This is a genomic window from Salinivirga sp. (assembly GCF_035268865.1).
Taxonomy (GTDB): domain Bacteria; phylum Bacteroidota; class Bacteroidia; order Bacteroidales; family Salinivirgaceae; genus Salinivirga.
This window is the reverse complement of sequence record NZ_DATFKB010000086.1, coordinates 24,490-41,665: the sequence shown is the minus strand read 5'-3', so window position 1 is coordinate 41,665 and position 17,176 is coordinate 24,490. Positions and strand designations below refer to the sequence as shown.

14 protein-coding genes are annotated in these 17,176 nt (G+C 39.2%); 10 read left to right on the top strand and 4 right to left on the bottom strand.

Going from position 1 to position 17,176, the window contains the following annotated elements:
* Genes VJ937_RS05465 through VJ937_RS05450 form a run of 4 tightly spaced genes read right to left on the bottom strand, consistent with a single transcriptional unit; the run spans position 1 to position 5,730 of the window.
* The gene (locus tag VJ937_RS05465) at positions 1–3,174 is read right to left on the bottom strand and encodes an efflux RND transporter permease subunit (protein ID WP_324065879.1); all 3,174 of its coding nucleotides are present in this window, start codon (positions 3,172–3,174) and stop codon (positions 1–3) included.
* A complete protein-coding gene (locus VJ937_RS05460; RefSeq protein WP_324065878.1) occupies positions 3,174–4,319 on the bottom strand; it encodes an efflux RND transporter periplasmic adaptor subunit in 1,146 nt (381 codons plus the stop codon). The genes VJ937_RS05465 and VJ937_RS05460 overlap by 1 nt, the downstream gene beginning before the upstream one ends.
* A gap of 51 nt (positions 4,320–4,370) precedes the next feature.
* Positions 4,371–4,742, bottom strand: a complete 372-nt coding sequence (locus tag VJ937_RS05455; protein ID WP_324065877.1) for a hypothetical protein — start codon at positions 4,740–4,742, stop codon at positions 4,371–4,373.
* Positions 4,714–5,730 carry a DUF4837 family protein gene (locus VJ937_RS05450; protein WP_324065876.1) on the bottom strand — a complete coding sequence of 339 codons (1,017 nt, stop codon included), beginning with the start codon at positions 5,728–5,730 and terminating at the stop codon, positions 4,714–4,716. The genes VJ937_RS05455 and VJ937_RS05450 overlap by 29 nt, the downstream gene beginning before the upstream one ends.
* Before the next feature lie 263 nt (positions 5,731–5,993).
* Between VJ937_RS05450 and VJ937_RS05445 the strand changes: the two genes are divergently transcribed.
* From VJ937_RS05445 to mnmD, 10 genes are all read left to right on the top strand, one after another.
* Positions 5,994–6,860, top strand: coding sequence for a M23 family metallopeptidase (locus tag VJ937_RS05445; protein WP_324065875.1), 867 nt, complete (start codon positions 5,994–5,996; stop codon positions 6,858–6,860).
* Positions 6,861–6,924: 64 nt separating this feature from the next.
* Positions 6,925–8,085: a 1-deoxy-D-xylulose-5-phosphate reductoisomerase gene (locus VJ937_RS05440; RefSeq protein ID WP_324065874.1), complete on the top strand. Its 1,161-nt coding sequence runs from the start codon at positions 6,925–6,927 to the stop codon at positions 8,083–8,085.
* A gap of 6 nt (positions 8,086–8,091) precedes the next feature.
* Positions 8,092–9,405 carry an RIP metalloprotease RseP gene (gene rseP, locus VJ937_RS05435; RefSeq protein ID WP_324065873.1) on the top strand — a complete coding sequence of 438 codons (1,314 nt, stop codon included), beginning with the start codon at positions 8,092–8,094 and terminating at the stop codon, positions 9,403–9,405.
* A 93-nt stretch (positions 9,406–9,498) separates the two neighbouring features.
* On the top strand, positions 9,499–11,508 hold the full coding sequence (locus VJ937_RS05430) for an OmpA family protein (RefSeq protein WP_324065872.1): 2,010 nt from the start codon (positions 9,499–9,501) through the stop codon (positions 11,506–11,508).
* Between the two features lie 99 nt (positions 11,509–11,607).
* Positions 11,608–12,777: an AIR synthase related protein gene (locus VJ937_RS05425; RefSeq protein ID WP_324065871.1), complete on the top strand. Its 1,170-nt coding sequence runs from the start codon at positions 11,608–11,610 to the stop codon at positions 12,775–12,777.
* A 12-nt stretch (positions 12,778–12,789) separates the two neighbouring features.
* Positions 12,790–13,866, top strand: a complete 1,077-nt coding sequence (gene prfA, locus VJ937_RS05420) for a peptide chain release factor 1 (protein WP_324065870.1) — start codon at positions 12,790–12,792, stop codon at positions 13,864–13,866.
* Between the two features lie 3 nt (positions 13,867–13,869).
* A complete protein-coding gene (pyrF, locus tag VJ937_RS05415; protein ID WP_324065869.1) occupies positions 13,870–14,703 on the top strand; it encodes an orotidine-5'-phosphate decarboxylase in 834 nt (277 codons plus the stop codon).
* A gap of 103 nt (positions 14,704–14,806) precedes the next feature.
* Positions 14,807–15,373 (top strand): hypothetical protein, encoded by a 567-nt coding sequence (locus tag VJ937_RS05410; protein ID WP_324065868.1) that lies wholly within the window; start codon positions 14,807–14,809, stop codon positions 15,371–15,373.
* 147 nt (positions 15,374–15,520) lie between these two features.
* A complete protein-coding gene (locus tag VJ937_RS05405; RefSeq protein ID WP_324065867.1) occupies positions 15,521–16,501 on the top strand; it encodes a lipoate--protein ligase in 981 nt (326 codons plus the stop codon).
* Positions 16,502–16,519: 18 nt separating this feature from the next.
* The gene (gene mnmD / locus VJ937_RS05400; RefSeq protein ID WP_324065866.1) at positions 16,520–17,170 is read left to right on the top strand and encodes a tRNA (5-methylaminomethyl-2-thiouridine)(34)-methyltransferase MnmD; all 651 of its coding nucleotides are present in this window, start codon (positions 16,520–16,522) and stop codon (positions 17,168–17,170) included.
* Positions 17,171–17,176: the final 6 nt, after the last annotated feature.

Here is a 17,176-nt window from a genome sequence, read left to right as displayed (position 1 = left end):
TTAGTGGATTTTTTTCTTTTCATTTAAAATTACGAATTCAACTTCCTCTGCTGTATGCATCCTTTTTCGCTTGCTCAAGGCCCAGAATATAACTCTTCTTGAGTCGTTTAGGACTCCAATTAGAACCGGGAAGAAGATTAAAATAAAAGCAGTTCCGATTAATACACCATAAGCAAGTGCTACTGCCATTGGAATTAAAAATTGAGCCTGAAAGGAGTTTTCAAGTATTAATGGGTAAAGACCAATGGTTGTAGTAATGGTCGTAAGTACAATTGGTCTGAAGCGTGTCATTCCGGCTTTGTATAATGCATCCAGCATTTTATAACCTTCGAGTAAAAAGCGGTTGTATTTGGCCAGAAAAACTACAGCATCGTTCACAATTACTCCTGATAATGCCACCATCCCCCAAACGCTGAGCATAGAGAGAGGTATACCTTCTATACCATGACCCCACATTGCACCTAACCATGCCAGTGGAATCATTAGTAATACAATTGCTGCCTGTTCGAATGATTTGAAGTGTATCATCAGAATAAGTACAATAATCAGGAAAGCAATTAAATAATATTGTTGTATTTCGGCAATTGACTCGTTACTCCTTCTTTGTTGTCCCTGATAAGTTACATCTACTCCTGGAAATTGGGCTTTTATTTCGGGTACAATTTCTTTATTTATTCGTTCAATGATTTCCGGAACCGGTTCAAGTGGATCTTTGGTGTCGGCTTCAATTCTGATTTCGCGCTGACTGTTGTATCTTTTGATGCTTACAGGTCCGCGTTCAATTTTATAATCAGCGAGTTCCGACAATGGGTAATAGCCTGCCGGTGTTTTAATTTTCATGTCTTCGAGCTGACCAAGTCGCATGCGGTCTTCTTTAGGGTACCGCACATATACACGCAGTTCATCTTTTCCTTTCTGTAAACGTTGTGCCTGACCACCAAAAAAGGCCTGTCTTACCTGGGTTGCAATGTAGTTTTGATCTAACCCCAGGAAATATGCTTTGGGTTTCAAATCAAGCTGAACTTCTTGTTTGCCCGGCACATTGTTGTTCGTAATGTCCTTAAGCTCAGAGAATTCATTGAGTTTTTTTTCAACAAAATTCTTGGCTGCTTCAAGCTCTTTTATGTTTTGACCGAGTAAGCTCATAGAAACCGGCTTTCCAAAGCGACTATTGCCGCCTACAGCAAATTTTTGCGCTTCAGGCACTTCACCAATTTTTTCACTGATGAGGTTTATTATATCGTAAGAATTTACAGGAGCCCCTTCCATATCGCGCAGTATAACCCTGATATTTCCTGAGTGGCTGCCCGTTTCGTTACCATTAAATGCATTTCCGAGATTCAGAAATGTGTAGTCAATGAAGTTTTCATCATCATTGTACTTTTCTTTTAGTTCTTCATTTACTTCCCATGTAAGGTCTTCGAATTTTTTCAGGTAGCGTATTGTCTGTGCTTCACCTTCACCGGGTTTAAAAGCCAGGTCGATATTAAAAAAGTCAAAAGCTACCGGAGGGAAAAAGGTTACTTTGATAAAATTACCCCTCAATAACCCTACAGTTAAGAGGATAACAAAAATTGGAAGGAATACGAAAAACCAACGCCAGCGAATTACAAAGCTTAATACTTTTCCATAAATTTTATCACGCATAAAAAACACTATACGATCAAATTTTTGGCGTAACCGTTTTCCGGGGCTTGTTCCCTCAATTGGTTTCAGTACACGATGATTTCCCAGATGGGCAGGTAGCACAAGAAATGCCTCAAAAAGTGATAACGCCAAACTAACGGCTACCACAAATGCCATTTCAAACATAAATTCCAGGCCACCCTCTTTAATAAAGAAAAGGGGGGAGAATGCCACAATTGTTGTGCTTATGGAAGTTACTACAGCCGGCAATACTTCAAGGGTCCCGTCAATGGCTGCTTTTTTTGGAGTTTTACCCTCTTCGAAGTGGGCATAAATATTTTCAGCAATTACAATACCATCGTCTACCAAAATACCAATCACCAGTATCATACCAAAGAGGCTGATCATGTTTATGGTGATGCCGTAGATGCTCGCAACAATGAACATTCCCAGGAACGATGCCGGAATACCCCAGGCTACCCACAGCGAAAGCCTGAAACTTAAAAAGAAAGCCAGTGCTATCACAACTAACAAAAGTCCAATTCCGCCATTCCGGTATAAAAGGTTGAGGCGACTTTCTAATACAGTAAGAAAATTGAACGTTTCTTTTAAGGTAATATCGTCGTTTTCAGCATTAAATGCTTCAACGTATTGATCAACATATTTGGTTATTTCTTCCAGATCTTCTTCGGGCAATTTTTGAATGGAGATTGATACAGCCTGTTTTTCATTGAGGGTATACTCCATCGGAACATCTTCGAACTTTGTTTTTACTTCAGCTACGTCTCTTATACGTATATAATCTCCTTTTTCACCTGCCCGCAGAATGATATCTCCAATTTCGTTCGGGTCTACAGACCGGTTTCTTATACGTACAAGTATTTCTTCCTGAGGTGATTTTATCATTCCGGCAGCAATGTCGCGGTTTGTAGCTGCAATGGCTTGAACAAGATCATTCATGGTGAGTTGATACCGCATGAGATCTTCTTCACTTATTTCAACAGAAATTTCCAGGTTAGGATAGCCTGAAATGCCCATTTGAGATATTACACCTGAGGCCAAAAAGTCATTTTCTATTTGGTCTGCATATTTTTTTAAGGTAAAAACATCTGTATCGCCATATAAACTCAAAAACATGGCCTGTGATACCGATCGACGCTTGAATACGATTGGCCTTTCGGCTGCAGTTGGGAAAGAGCTGATACCATCAACGGCATTTTTTACTTCCATTAAGGTTTCGTCCAGATCGTACTCTCCTGTTGTGGTTATTTGAACTCTTGAGAAATTTTCTGAAGATGTACTAGTAAACTCTTTAATACCAACAATACCTCTTATTGCCTGCTCTATACGAGTTGTAACCCCTTCTTCCATTTGTTCTGGCGATGCACCCGGGTAGAATACAGAGATTGTAATTTCACGAGAAGTACGCTCAGGAAAAAATGATTTTTTCATGGTTAAATAACCAAATGAGCCAGCCAATAATAAAACCGCAATTATGATGTTGGCATAAAAAGGGAATTGCACAAATTGTTGTATCAGTCTTCTCATTACCTCTGTTTCTTTTCTGCTTGATCAATAATTTTTACCTGCATATTTTCATTGGCATTGAGCAATGCTTCATTTACTATGAATTCACCCTCTTTCAATCCGTTTAAAAAAAGTGTTTTTTCGTTAATTTTTACGATGTTGATTACTGCTTTTTTCAAACGGCTGTTTTGCACTAAAAATATTTCGTTGTGATTAAATACAGCACTCCGGGGTAATTCCATAGAGTTTTTGACTTTAATATCTTTGAATAGACAGGAATAATAATCTCCTTCATAAACCTGGCCGGCCTTTGATGGAATCTTGACATATACAGGTATGCTTTGTGTTTGAGGATCTTTAAATTGGGCAATTCTGACAATGGTTCCTACCAAGGTGTCTGCTGTGCGTTCTTCGGGAACTACGTTCACCGTCTGGCCTTTTTTAAGCCATTTTACCTCATTTTTTTCAACCGGCACTTCTACTTCGTATGTAGAGGTATTGATAATAGTCCCAATTACCGCTCCGGGATTTATCACGGAACCTTCCTGCATGTTTACCTGTGTGAAGTTTCCTGAAAACGGAGCTATAATTGTGTGCTTATCTACACGTTCCTCAAAGCTTTTAATCGAATAATAATCACCCAGAACATTTCGAGATGAGAGGAAAATTTTTAATTGTTTATTATTGATGTCCGGGAGCGCAGGTAAATCATCGTCCACATTAACTGCATTGAAGAAAATTTGCCATTCGTTATATGCATCCGGAAAGTCAAGTTTAAGGTCAGCAAGCACATTGGCCAGAGACATTAAAAACCTACTTTTTTGAGATTTTAAATTGTATGTTACCTCCTCATTTACGATTCTTGCCAGCACCTGACCTTTTCTGAAGGCGGCTCCTTTTTTTAAGGGGACATCGCCGGTGAAAACTTTTCCCTGCACTTCACTGCTTAGGTTGACTTGTTCTATGGCCATTACTCTACCAGATGCTATAATTTCTGCATCATAGTTTTTGTAAACAATTTTTTCAGCGTTTACATATCGCGTGGCTTTTTGTGGTTTTTGTTTGGTTTTTTCTGGTTTGAGTGATTCCAGTGCAAGCAATAATACTATACCAAGTCCCAAAAACACAAGGACGGCCAGGAAAATTCGATAAAATTTTTTACTCATTTTTATTTAACCTTTTCAAACAGTGATAAAACTATAAATTAAGCAATTTGTTTACAGCCGGTTTTTATACATCTCGCGAAACATTACTTTCTGCATTTCGCGCTGAATAACCAAAAATGTAATTACATCTCGCTCAGGCATAGCAGGATCATAGGCTCTAAGCGCTTCAATTTTTGATTCCGATAAATCAATCCGGTAAAGAAGGTTCATCAATTTTGCAAAGTCATAGTGTAGCAATTTCTCTATATGCTCCTGCATTAAACTGATGATTTCTGGACTTTCAATGTCGAGACTGACGTCTGATTGTGAAAAATCTTTTTCTATTTGCTGTAATACTTTCTTATTAAATGAAGCATCATCCAACCATTGATTGAGCTCCTCCAGTGAATGTGTATTATTGAGTTTTTTCAGACTTTTTTCCATTAGATACTTCTTCAGGGAATTTTATCATATAACCAATTGCCTCTAAAAAGCGCACAAATTTACGTTTATTTCCACCGGGGTTGTATACATAACCATCGAAAACTACTACGCGATTGCGTTTTTTATCTAATCGACTGATCTGTATAAAAGGACCGCCCATGAAATCATTAACAACTGTCCACAATCCCCTGATTTCTGTATAGTATTTATTTTCTACCATCAATTCAGTGAATTTAGGGGGAATATAACGGTATTCTGTTGTCATGTAGGTATCTCTTGTTTCAGAAAGGGGGCCTTCTACGTATAACTCCAACAGCGAGTCTCTTTTATTTAGTAAATAATCTTTTGAGAAAGTGTTGGTATCTTCATACGGGAAATGATAAATAAATGCACCTGAACTCATGTCTTTAGTTTCGAAAGAAACCCATAAAAAATTACTGGTATCAAGGCGTACCTCATAGCCTTTAGGGAAAGTGGTATGAAGGTTATAGTTTTTTAATGTATATTTTCTGAGATTTTTATTAACCCCCGTTCTAATTTTGTATTTGGCGTATTTTTTTTCGGTATAGTTGAGCAAATCGAGTAGCTGCTGCTCGTTATTCATAAGTAGCTTTACAAAAGCAGATTCGTTAGGGGCCTTAAAGTGGAATACCACCTGCATATCAGCTCTTTTTACAGTAACTTTGGGTTTACTGACATCTGATGATATTGTAATTTTTATGATGTTTCGAAATGCACGAAATGTATTCGAAAAAGCATTCCACGGAATCATATAAACCTTAAACATAGGTTCATATTGTGGTAAACCATAAACCGGAGCTCCCAGCACAGTGTCTATATAGTCACCAGCTTTGGTTTCATGGAACTTTTTATCAAGTACCACAACAACTTCACCCTCTCTGCCACCACCCGTGGCTGTACTCATATCTGTGCAGGATTGTGCAGCAAAAAAAGTAGCAATTATAGCTATGAAAATCAGTTTGTTCATTTGTGACATTTTTTGTGTTAAAAAATCAAATAAAAATACAACTCTTATGTTTCTCTCAAAAATTCTTAGAGTTAAAACGTGTTTTTATATTAAAATTGTGTATGCGACGTTCTATAAAAACTGTTTTCAGGCACAGATCAGTAATTTATGATTGAAGACATTTAAAATGAAACATATCCGGCAGGCTCGATATTTCAAATAACCAACTGAAGTGTTATATTTGCAGAATATTATACCTTCAGATTTTACATATTTAGATTTTCATGGCTAAACAAAATAAAAAGAAAGTAATAACCAGATTGCGCCGTACCTACAGGTTGGTAATTATGAATGACCAGACTTTTGAGGAAAAATGGTCATACAGGCTCACTGGTTTAAATGTTTTAACTGCTGTTAGTGGTATTGCCATGGTGCTTATTTTTATTGGTATCATGCTCATATCTTTTACCCCGCTTAAACGTCTGTTACCGGAGTATCCCGATGCTGAATTTCATGAGCAAATGATTCAAAATGCGGTAAGGCTCGATAGCATAGAACATGAATTGATGGTAAGAGACCAGTATATTAGGAATTTAAGACATATTTTAGCCGGCGACTCAAGAACTAAAATTGATGATGTCCCTGATACGGTTGAGTTATATGGCAATTTGAACATGGAGCCCTCGAAAGAGGATTCGGTGTTGCGCAGACGCGTAAAACTTGAACAACAGGCCAGTCTGGTAGGACAGCAATTCAACAACGATAAGGGTAACATTAAGAAGATGACTTTTTTTGCACCTGTAAAGGGTTTAATAAGTAACTACTTTAATTATGGTGAGGGGCATTATGGTATTGACATTGCTACAGAAAAGTCATCATCGGTACATGCTACTTTGCCCGGGACAGTAATTTCAAGCTCCTGGTCTTTGGAAACCGGTTATAGTTTGCAAATTCAACACCCCAACAATCTGGTGTCAGTTTATAAGCATAACGAATCACTTTTAAAAGAGCAGGGAGATTTGGTCGTAGCAGGAGAGGTTGTGGCTTTTGTAGGCAATACCGGAGAGTTTACCACAGGCCCACATTTGCATTTTGAATTATGGCACAACGGTTTGCCCGTAAATCCACAAGATTATATTGATTTTGAATAATAGTTTGCCTATATTCAATTTTGTTCATGAATAAGCTATTTGTATACCTCAAAAATTCAAACAAATGAAAAAAATTGCCATATTAGGTAGTACAGGTTCCATAGGCTCACAGGCTTTGGAGGTTATTCGCCAAAACCCTGAAAGGTTTAGCGTTGTTGGTTTGTCTTCACATGCAAATGCCAATTTACTTATTGAACAGGCCAAAGAGTTTAAGCCTGCTATGGTGCATATCACCGATGAAAAAATTGCCAAAGAGGTTAGAACAGCACTTAAAGATACATCTACAAAAGTTCTAACCGGCGCAAAAGAACTTAAAAGCCTGGCAACTGATAGCGATGTGGATATGGTTATTTCAGCCATAGTGGGGTTTGCAGGGCTTAAACCAACGCTCGCCGCAATCGAAGCCGGAAAAGATATTGCCCTTGCAAACAAAGAAACACTTGTGGTGGCAGGAGATATTGTAATGGATTTAGCCACAAAAAAAGAAATAAACATTTTACCCGTAGACAGCGAGCATTCGGCAATTTTTCAAGCCATGCAGGGAGAGAATTACGACAAGGTGCGACGCATGATACTCACAGCATCAGGTGGTCCTTTTCTCGACATGGATGTAAAAGACATGTACAGGGTATCTTGTGAGGATGCATTGAAACATCCAAACTGGAACATGGGCAATAAAATTACAATCGATTCTGCTACAATGATGAATAAAGGGCTGGAAGTAATTGAAGCCTACCATTTATTCAAAACGCCTCCCTTCAAAATTGAAGTAGTAATACATCCGCAATCTATCATTCATTCCATGGTAGAGTTCGATGACAGATCGATAAAAGCGCAAATGGGATTGCCAGACATGCGAGTACCCATTCAATATGCACTCGGATATCCTGAAAGGCTTAAAAATAAGTTGCCTGAACTGGACTTTACCGAATACAACGCACTAACCTTTCAAAAGCCCGATTTAGAAAAGTTTCCCGCACTTGGCATTGCTTTTGAGACAATTAGAAGAGGGGGGAACTTTCCATGCATAATCAATGCTGCAAACGAAATCGCTGTGGATGCATTTCTAAATAACGAGATTGGTTTTATGGAAATAGCCAGGGTGGTGGAGCAAACAATGGAAGCTGCCACACCATGTGTGAACCCTGACCTCGATGATCTGGTGCAAACCGATAATGAAGCCAGAGAAAAAGCAAAAGAATTTATTATACAATTAAAGAAATAACATTGGATGGAAATTATAGTTAAAATAGGCCAATTTCTATTAAGCCTCTCAATTTTAATAGTGCTCCACGAATTTGGGCACTTTTTCTTTGCAAGGCTTTTTAAAACCCGTGTAGAGAAGTTTTTCTTGTTTTTTAACCCGGGCTTTTCACTATTTCAGTTTAAGAAAGGCGAAACCACCTACGGATTGGGTTGGCTGCCTCTGGGAGGGTATGTTAAGATATCCGGCATGATTGATGAGTCAATGGACAGAGAGCAAATGAACAAGCCCGCCAAACCCTATGAGTTCCGGGCAAAACCTGCCTGGCAACGCTTGCTCATTATGCTTGGTGGTGTGTTTGTGAATTTTTTGCTTGGATTTTTAATCTATGCCGCTGTTTTATATACCTGGGGAGAAGATTATTTGCCTGTAAAGAATTTAAAGCATGGTGTTGTTGTAGATTCTGCAGCAGCAGAAGCCGGGTTTAAAGATGGTGATCGTATTGTTAGCCTCGATGGTAAAGAGGTAGAGCGCTACAGAGAAGTCATCACCAATATTTTACTGGAAGATGTTGCTACAGTACAGGTAATGCGCGATGGGGAACAAAAAAGTATTATGTTGCCTGCTGAGGTTAAAAAGAAAATAATCAAGGGCGACAGGCTTTTTACTCCGCGCATTCCGTTTATAGTTGGGGCGTTTGGTAAAAAAAGTGCTGCACAAAAAGCAGGTATTCAAAAAGGCGATCGCATTATTCAGGTCGATACAATTGCAACCCCAATGGCCGATCAATTAAGCCCTGCCCTGAAAAATTACCAAAATAGTAACGTAAATGTAACCGTTCTGCGTGACGGACGCGAAAAAACATTTGAAGTACAACTTGATTCTACTGCAATGTTGGGGGTAGCGGTTGATATTACAAAAGCACTCGACTATGAAACAAGACACTATTCATTTGTAGAAGCTATTCCGGCAGGTGTTTCGAAGGCCTACGACACGGGCAAAAAATATTTACAGCAATTTAAACTTATATTTTCCCCTGAGACAGAAGCCTACAAAGAAGTTGGCGGTTTTATTACAATTGGAAAAATTTTCCCTGGCGTATGGAACTGGCAGTCATTCTGGAGTCTCACAGCATTTCTATCCATAATGCTCGCTATTCTGAATTTACTTCCAATACCAGCGCTTGATGGTGGGCATGTTATGTTTTTGATGTACGAGATTATTACAGGCCGTAAACCCGGTGAAAAATTCATGGAATATGCCCAGATGACCGGAATGTTTATCTTGCTGGCACTCTTGATTTTTGCTAATGGAAATGATATCGTGAAATTATTTCAATAAAATTATTTAAATTCGCAAAAAGCAAAATAAAACATAAAATTTCAGTTCCAGCGTTCTATTAAGGATTGGAGTATAAAAAGAAAAACGTATAATATGCAATATTTCAGGTTAGTGGGTTTGTTTTTAGCCTTTTTTATGGTGGTTCAGGTTGCTGATGCTCAGCAACGAAGAATCGAAAAGGCTGAAAACGCTTTCAGTTCGGGAAGGTATTTTGAAGCCATTGATTTATTTAAATATGCCTACGGTAAAGTTGACGACCGTGAACTTAAAAAAGAGTTGATTTTTAAAACCGCCTTGTGTTATCGCTACATAGATGATGTGCGGCAGGCAGAAATTTGGTTCCGGAAAGCTGTACGGCGCGACATAGAAAATCCCCTGGCAACACTCTATTATGCCGATGCATTACTGGCCAATGGTGAGTATGAAGAAGCCAAAACAAATTATAATAAGTACAAGCAATTGGTACCCGACGATATTAGGGCCGATAAAGGGGTTGAATCATGTGATTTTGCCATACAGGCTGTAGAAAACCCAACCCGGCATGTGGTTACACCTATGTACTTTTTTAATACGCGAGAAAGTGAGTTCTCGCCCTGTTATGGAAAAGACAACTACTCAATCGTTTATTTTACAACTACTACTGAAGGGACTACCGGAAATGAGATAAATCCTGTTACAGGCCAGTACTATGCCGATATTTATCAATCGCGGGTAGACCGGAAAGGTGAGTGGTCTGACCCCACACCTTTGGGTGAAAATATTAACACTGAATTTGATGAGGGTGTAGCCTGTACAAATGAGAAAGCCAACACGATGTACTTTACAGCCATTCGTGATAATAAAGATGGTGACATGGTAACCCAGATTTATAAGAGCGAAAAACAAGGTATTGATTGGGGTGAAGCTACCCGCGTTGCTATTTATGAAACAGACTCTATTATGGTAGCGCACCCGGCCATTTCGTATGATGAAAAAACACTCTACTTTGTAAGTAATAAATCTGGCGGTCAGGGCGGAAAAGATATTTGGAAAGTTACAGCCAGCGACGATGGCTGGGGCACACCTGAAAACCTTGGGCCTGACATTAACACAAGTGGCAATGAGGTATTTCCCTTTATTCACAAGGATGGAACTTTATACTTTGCATCCGACGGACATGTGGGCATGGGAGGATTAGATTTATTTATGGCCCGGCCAGCAGGTAGCAAGTGGGAAGTAGAAAACCTGGGTTACCCGATGAACTCACCAAGAGACGATTTTGGAATTGTTTTCGAACGTGAGCTGGAACGTGGTTTTATGTCATCGAATCGTGACGATGCCAGAGGTGAAGATGATGTTTTTCAATTTGCATTGCCTCCACTTGAGTTTACGCTTAAGTTGACTATTAAAAACGAAAAAACAGGACAAATTATACCAGATGCCTCTGTAAACCTAATTGGCTCTGACGGAACAAACGAAGTTAAAACCAGTGAGGCTGATGCCACTGTTGAATATGAATTGAATCCCAATACAGATTACAGAATTATAGCACGCAAAGGAGGATTCCTTGCCGGTAAAGAAAAACTTTCGACCAAAGGATTAACAGAAAGTAAAGAGATTGAACTTGATGTATTTATGCCACCAAACGATGAGCCAAGGTTGGTTAAAGTATTTTATGATTTTGGCAAATGGGATCTGAAACCAGAGTCAATGGTAGCGCTTGAGGAACTCGTAGAGCTGCTTAGAGACGACAATCCGAATATTACTATTGAATTAAGTTCACATACCGATTTTCGCGGAAGTGATGAGGCAAATAGAGAGCTGTCATACAAGCGTGCAAAAAGTGTTGTGGATTTTCTTATTCTTTACGGTATTGATGCCGAACGTCTTACATCAAAAGGATATGGTGAGGCAAAACCCAAGGAAATTTCGCCACGCGAGGCTCAGGAATATGCAAATAAACCAGGTTGGGGATTTCTAAAAGCAGGTGATATACTGACAGAATCGTATATCAGAAATTTACCAACCGAAGAGATGAAAGAAATTGCACATTCACTTAACCGTAGAACAGAATTCCGTGTAACCGGCACAGATTACGTTCCCCGAATTCGACGAAAGAAATAGCAAATTTGTATATCACAGCTCCGGTGTAATAGCATCGGAGCTGTTTTTATATTAAATAAATGTAAAATGATTAATTTTGTGGCCAATAATTAATTTGTAATGAACAACAACAGATACGCCCGTAGAGGAGTTTCAGCAAGTAAAGAGGATGTACACAAAGCAATTTCTGCACTAGACAAGGGCATTTACCCCAATGCTTTTTGCAAAGTAATTCCTGATCTTTTAGCCGGGGACCCCGAATATTGCAATATAATGCATGCTGACGGAGCTGGAACCAAATCATCTTTAGCCTATATGTACTGGAAAGAAACAGGCGACCTGTCGGTTTGGAAAGGCATTGCCCAGGATGCAATTGTTATGAATATTGATGATTTACTTTGCATAGGTGTAACAGATAATATTTTGGTATCTTCTACCATCGGGCGAAATAAAAACCTGATACCCGGCGAAGTAATCAGCGCCATCATCAATGGTACCGATGAGGTGTTGCAGCAGCTTACATCTTTAGGTGTAAATACTGTGTTTACCGGGGGCGAAACAGCCGATGTGGGCGATTTGGTTCGTACAGTAATTGTCGATTCAACTGTTACAGCCAGGGCACACAGGCACAAGATTATCACCAATGAAGAAATCCAGGATGGAGATGTTATTGTAGGCCTTAGCTCTACCGGCCAGGCAACATACGAGGATGCATATAATGGCGGAATGGGAAGTAACGGATTAACTTCGGCGCGACATGATGTTTTTGCCCATTACCTGGCACAGAGGTACCCAGAAAGTTTCGACCCGGCAGTGGACGAAACTTTAGTATATTCAGGAACCAAAAAGCTCACAGATTCAATAGAAGACCTGGAGCTTGATGCCGGAAAATTAGTGTTGTCGCCAACCAGAACTTATGCGCCTGTAATAAGCAAAATTCTGGATCAATATCGATCAAAAGTACATGGAATGGTACATTGTAGCGGTGGAGCACAGACCAAAGTGCTTAATTTTGTTCAGAATTTGCATGTGGTAAAAGATAATATGTTTCCAACACCACCACTTTTTAAGTTAATCCGTCAGGAGTCGGAAACCGATTGGCAGGAAATGTACAAAGTATTTAATATGGGACATCGCTTTGAGCTCTATGTCCCGGAGGATATAGCCCGTGATATTATCGATATTGCAGCAACTTTTAATATTGAAGCACGTAAAGTGGGTTATGTCGAATCAGCAGACAAAAAGAAATTGACGATAGATAGTGAACACGGAAAATTTGAATATCATTAATTGGAGGAAAAAATGAGTAATTTACTGGAAAAACTGGAGGGTATAAAGATACGATTTGAGGAGGTAGCAGAATTAATTACAGATCCGGAAGTGATTGCCGATGTAAAGCGTTATGTAAAACTCAATAAGGAATATAAGAACCTGGAACCCATCATCGAGACAGGTAACGAATATAAGCTTGTGCTCGAAAACATCGAAACCTCAAAAGAAATGCTCAGCGGAGAAGATGAGGAGATGAAAGAGATGGCCAAGATGGAGCTTGAAGAGCTTGAAGCAAAAAAAGATGAGTTAGAAGAAAAGATAAAGGTGTTGCTGGTACCAAAAGACCCGGAAGATGAGAAAAATGTGGTACTCGAAATTCGCGCCGGAACAGGCGGTGACGAAGCCAGTATTTTTGCCGGAGACCTTTTCCGGATGTATAACAAATATTGTGAAAATAAAGGGTGGAAATTTCAAATGACCAGCAATACCGAAGGGACAGCCGGTGGTTTTAAAGAAGTTATCGCCAACATATCAGGGAATGGTGTGTACGGTATTATGAAATATGAATCGGGCGTACACCGTGTACAACGTGTTCCGCAAACCGAGACACAGGGTCGGGTGCACACTTCAGCAGCAACAGTAGCAGTATTACCGGAAGCTGAGGAGTTCGACCTGGAAATTAATCAGAATGACATTCGAAAAGATACTTATTGTAGTTCGGGTCCGGGTGGACAGTCGGTAAACACAACCTATTCGGCCATTCGACTTACGCACATTCCGAGCAATATTGTAGTGACCTGCCAGGATGAAAAATCACAGCTTAAAAACCTGGATAAGGCCATGAAAGAATTACGTACACGCCTCTACAATTTGGAATATCAGAAACGCATGGACGAAATTGCCTCCAAGCGTAAAACAATGGTTTCATCGGGAGATCGCTCCGCAAAAATCAGAACCTATAATTTTCCGCAGGGTAGGGTAACAGATCACCGCATTAACCTCACAATGTATAACCTACAGGCAGTAATGAATGGTGAAATAGATGAGATCATTGAGAAGTTGCAGACGGCCGAGAATGCTGAAAAACTCAAAGAAAGTAATTTATAAAACATGAACGCTGAAGACCTTTTTGACCAGATTAGAAAAAAACAAAGTTTTTTGTGTGTAGGATTAGATGCAGATGAAGATAAAATCCCATCGCACCTTTTTAAATATGACGACCCCGTATTTGAATTTAACAAAGCCATAATTGATGCTACACATGATCTGGTGGTAGCTTATAAACCGAATCTGGCATTTTATGAGGCCATGGGCACCAAAGGCATTATAAGTCTTGAAAAAACCAATGCGTATATTCAGGAGAATTTTCCTGAAATAATTATGATTGCAGATGCTAAGCGTGGCGACATCGGCAATACCGCAAGAATGTATGCCCGGTCGGTTTTTGAGCAATTTGGTTTCGACGCCGTTACATTGTCACCTTATATGGGCAAAGACAGCATTGATCCTTTCTTTGAATACAAAGATAAATGGGTCGTTCTTTTAGGCGTGACTTCTAACAGTGGAGCTGAAGATTTTCAACTGGCCAACACAGATACTGGCCGCCCGTTTTTTATGGAAGTGATAGACAAAGGGTCTAAGTGGGCCGATGAGAATCAGCTCATGTTCGTTGCTGGTGCTACAAGACCGGAAATGCTAAAAGAGATACGGCAGGTTATTCCAAACCACTTTTTGTTGGTTCCTGGTGTTGGCGCCCAGGGCGGAAACCTGGAAGATGTAGCTGCAAATGGAATAAATTCACAGTGTGGATTACTTGTAAATAGCTCCAGAGCCATAATTTATGCCGGAAATAATGAACATTTTGCCCAGGAAGCCAGAATTTCGGCCCATGATTTGCAGGATAAAATGAAAGCCATACTTTTTGAGCATAATTTATTGGACTAATTGTCGTTTATGTTCTACAATATGCTTTTCAATATTGTATCAGTAGATAATTGTTGGTAAATTTGTGGGGCTTTTAATACGTTGTTAAAATTTTGAATTCAGAATGAAAGGTTCATTTGTTGGCATACTTGTTATTTTATTCATAGCTGGAGCTATGTTTAAAGTGCATGCTCAAAATGCCGGACAAAATGAACCAGCCCACCTTTTCCATGATGAAGAGCCACCTACCATTCAGGCTAATGTACTCATAACAGACGACAGAACACAATCCGACACCCTTGATGTTTCGCTTGATTTTAGACGTGTAATTCAACAGCATTTGCGGGAGTCTTTTCCTGCGGTAAAGTTTGTTTTTGTACAGAAAATGCGGGAATTGAAAAGATCTGGCGATCATGTAAATATTATGATTTCAGTGAAATACAGTGGAATAGAATCAGCTACCAGCAATAAAATTGCAATGACCCATTATCATGTAACTGTTTACGATGTTTCGCGCACTCCAATTCATATCAAGGATGGTGCAGTTAAATATGATAAGAATAACTCAACTTCTGAGGAAAAAGCAAAAGCTGTAGAATATACAGTAACCGTTGCAAACAAAAGATTAGTAGCTTTCTTAAAACGGAATATCAAGCACCGCACCTTTCAAAAAACAGCTCAAAATATTTAATCAGAGCAGATTAAATGAGTAAAACTGTTTTATTTATTTCTCTTGTACCAAATAAAATTCTCATCTTTGTAAAATGCCTGAACAAATAGAAATTGTGAGGGTTAGGGGAATATGTTTTTAAGTTAAATTGTATTAATCAGATAAGATATGTTGTGCATAAAATCTACAACTCAAAATCCGGCATTTAATCTGGCAACTGAGGAGTATTTATTGAGAAATAAAGAGGAAGAGTGTTTTTACCTTTATATAAACGGCCCTTCAATAATCGTAGGAAAACATCAGAATACCCTGGCAGAGATTAACATAGATTATGTGAAAGCACAAAATATTGATGTTATTAGACGCTTGTCCGGTGGTGGCGCTGTATTTCACGATCCGGGAAATCTTAATTTCACCTTCATTAAAAAAGGGGAAAAAGATCAACTGGTCGATTTCCGAAAGTATACACGTCCTATTTTAGATGTATTGCAATCACTAGGCGTGAATGCACGTTTTGAGGGGCGCAATGATCTTACTATCGATGGTAAAAAGTTTAGTGGCAATGCTGAACATGTCTATAAAAGCAAAATTTTGCATCATGGGACATTACTTTTTAGTTCAAAGTTGCCCGATCTTTCGCAGGCCCTGAAAGTTAACCCGCTTAAATACAAAGACAAGGCTGTTAAATCGGTTCGCAGCCGGGTTACCAACATCAGCGATCACCTGAATGAGGCCATTACCTTGCAGGAATTCGAAGATCGTATTATGACCCATATTCGCGACATGTATGCTGATAGCCGTATTTATGAACTTACAGAGGAGGATAAACAAGGTATTCAGAAACTTGTAGATGAGAAGTTTGGCACCTGGGATTGGAACTTTGGTTATTCACCGGAGTATAATTTCCAGAAAGGGATTAAAACCGAAGGCGGACATATTGAGGTTAATCTTGATGTTAACAAGGGTATTATCCGAAAAGCTAAGATTTTTGGTGACTTTTTTAATACAAAAGACATCAGTGAGGTGGAATCTCTTTTAATAAATACACCACATGAATATAAGCATCTTAAAGAGCAGCTGAGTCGTATTGATGTGAGTCAGTATTTTTCAAAAGTGACGCGAGAAGAGTTTTTGGAAGGTTTGTTTTAACTAACAATTTTGCTCCGAATGAAAGTTAAACCCATTGAAACCGATGATGGCAGCCATAGCCTGTATGTCGAATCACTTGATGAACATTATCATTCTACAAAAGGCGCATTACAAGAGTCGAGGCATGTTTTTATTGAGGCAGGTCTAAAGCAAAAAAACGCGTCTCCCTTAAGTGTTTTGGAAATAGGAATGGGGACCGGGCTGAATGCTTTATTAACTTTTGCAGATCGTGTAAAAGAACAGGAAATATTTTATACAGCGCTGGAAAAATATCCATTGCCGGAAGCAGTTACAGGCAAATTGAACTATGAACAATTGGTTGGTGTGGGTGAGGAGGTACTGGGACGCATTCATCGTTCAGCATGGGAAAGTTGGCAGGAAATTGGTCCCGGGTTTCATTTAAAAAAACTAGAAATTGATTTACATAGTTGGAAGCCGACAGAAACTTATGACCTGGTATATTTCGATGCTTTCGGGCCTGACAAACAGCCTGATATGTGGTCGGTGCCAATTTATCAAACCATTTACAATGCTATGAACCCCAATGGCTTGTTGCTGACTTATACAGCAAAAGGTGCAGTTCGCAGAGGTCTGCAGGAAGTCGGTTTTGAAGTAGAAAGACTACAGGGTCCTCCTGGCAAAAAACATATGACAAGAGCTAGTAAATAGCTATAG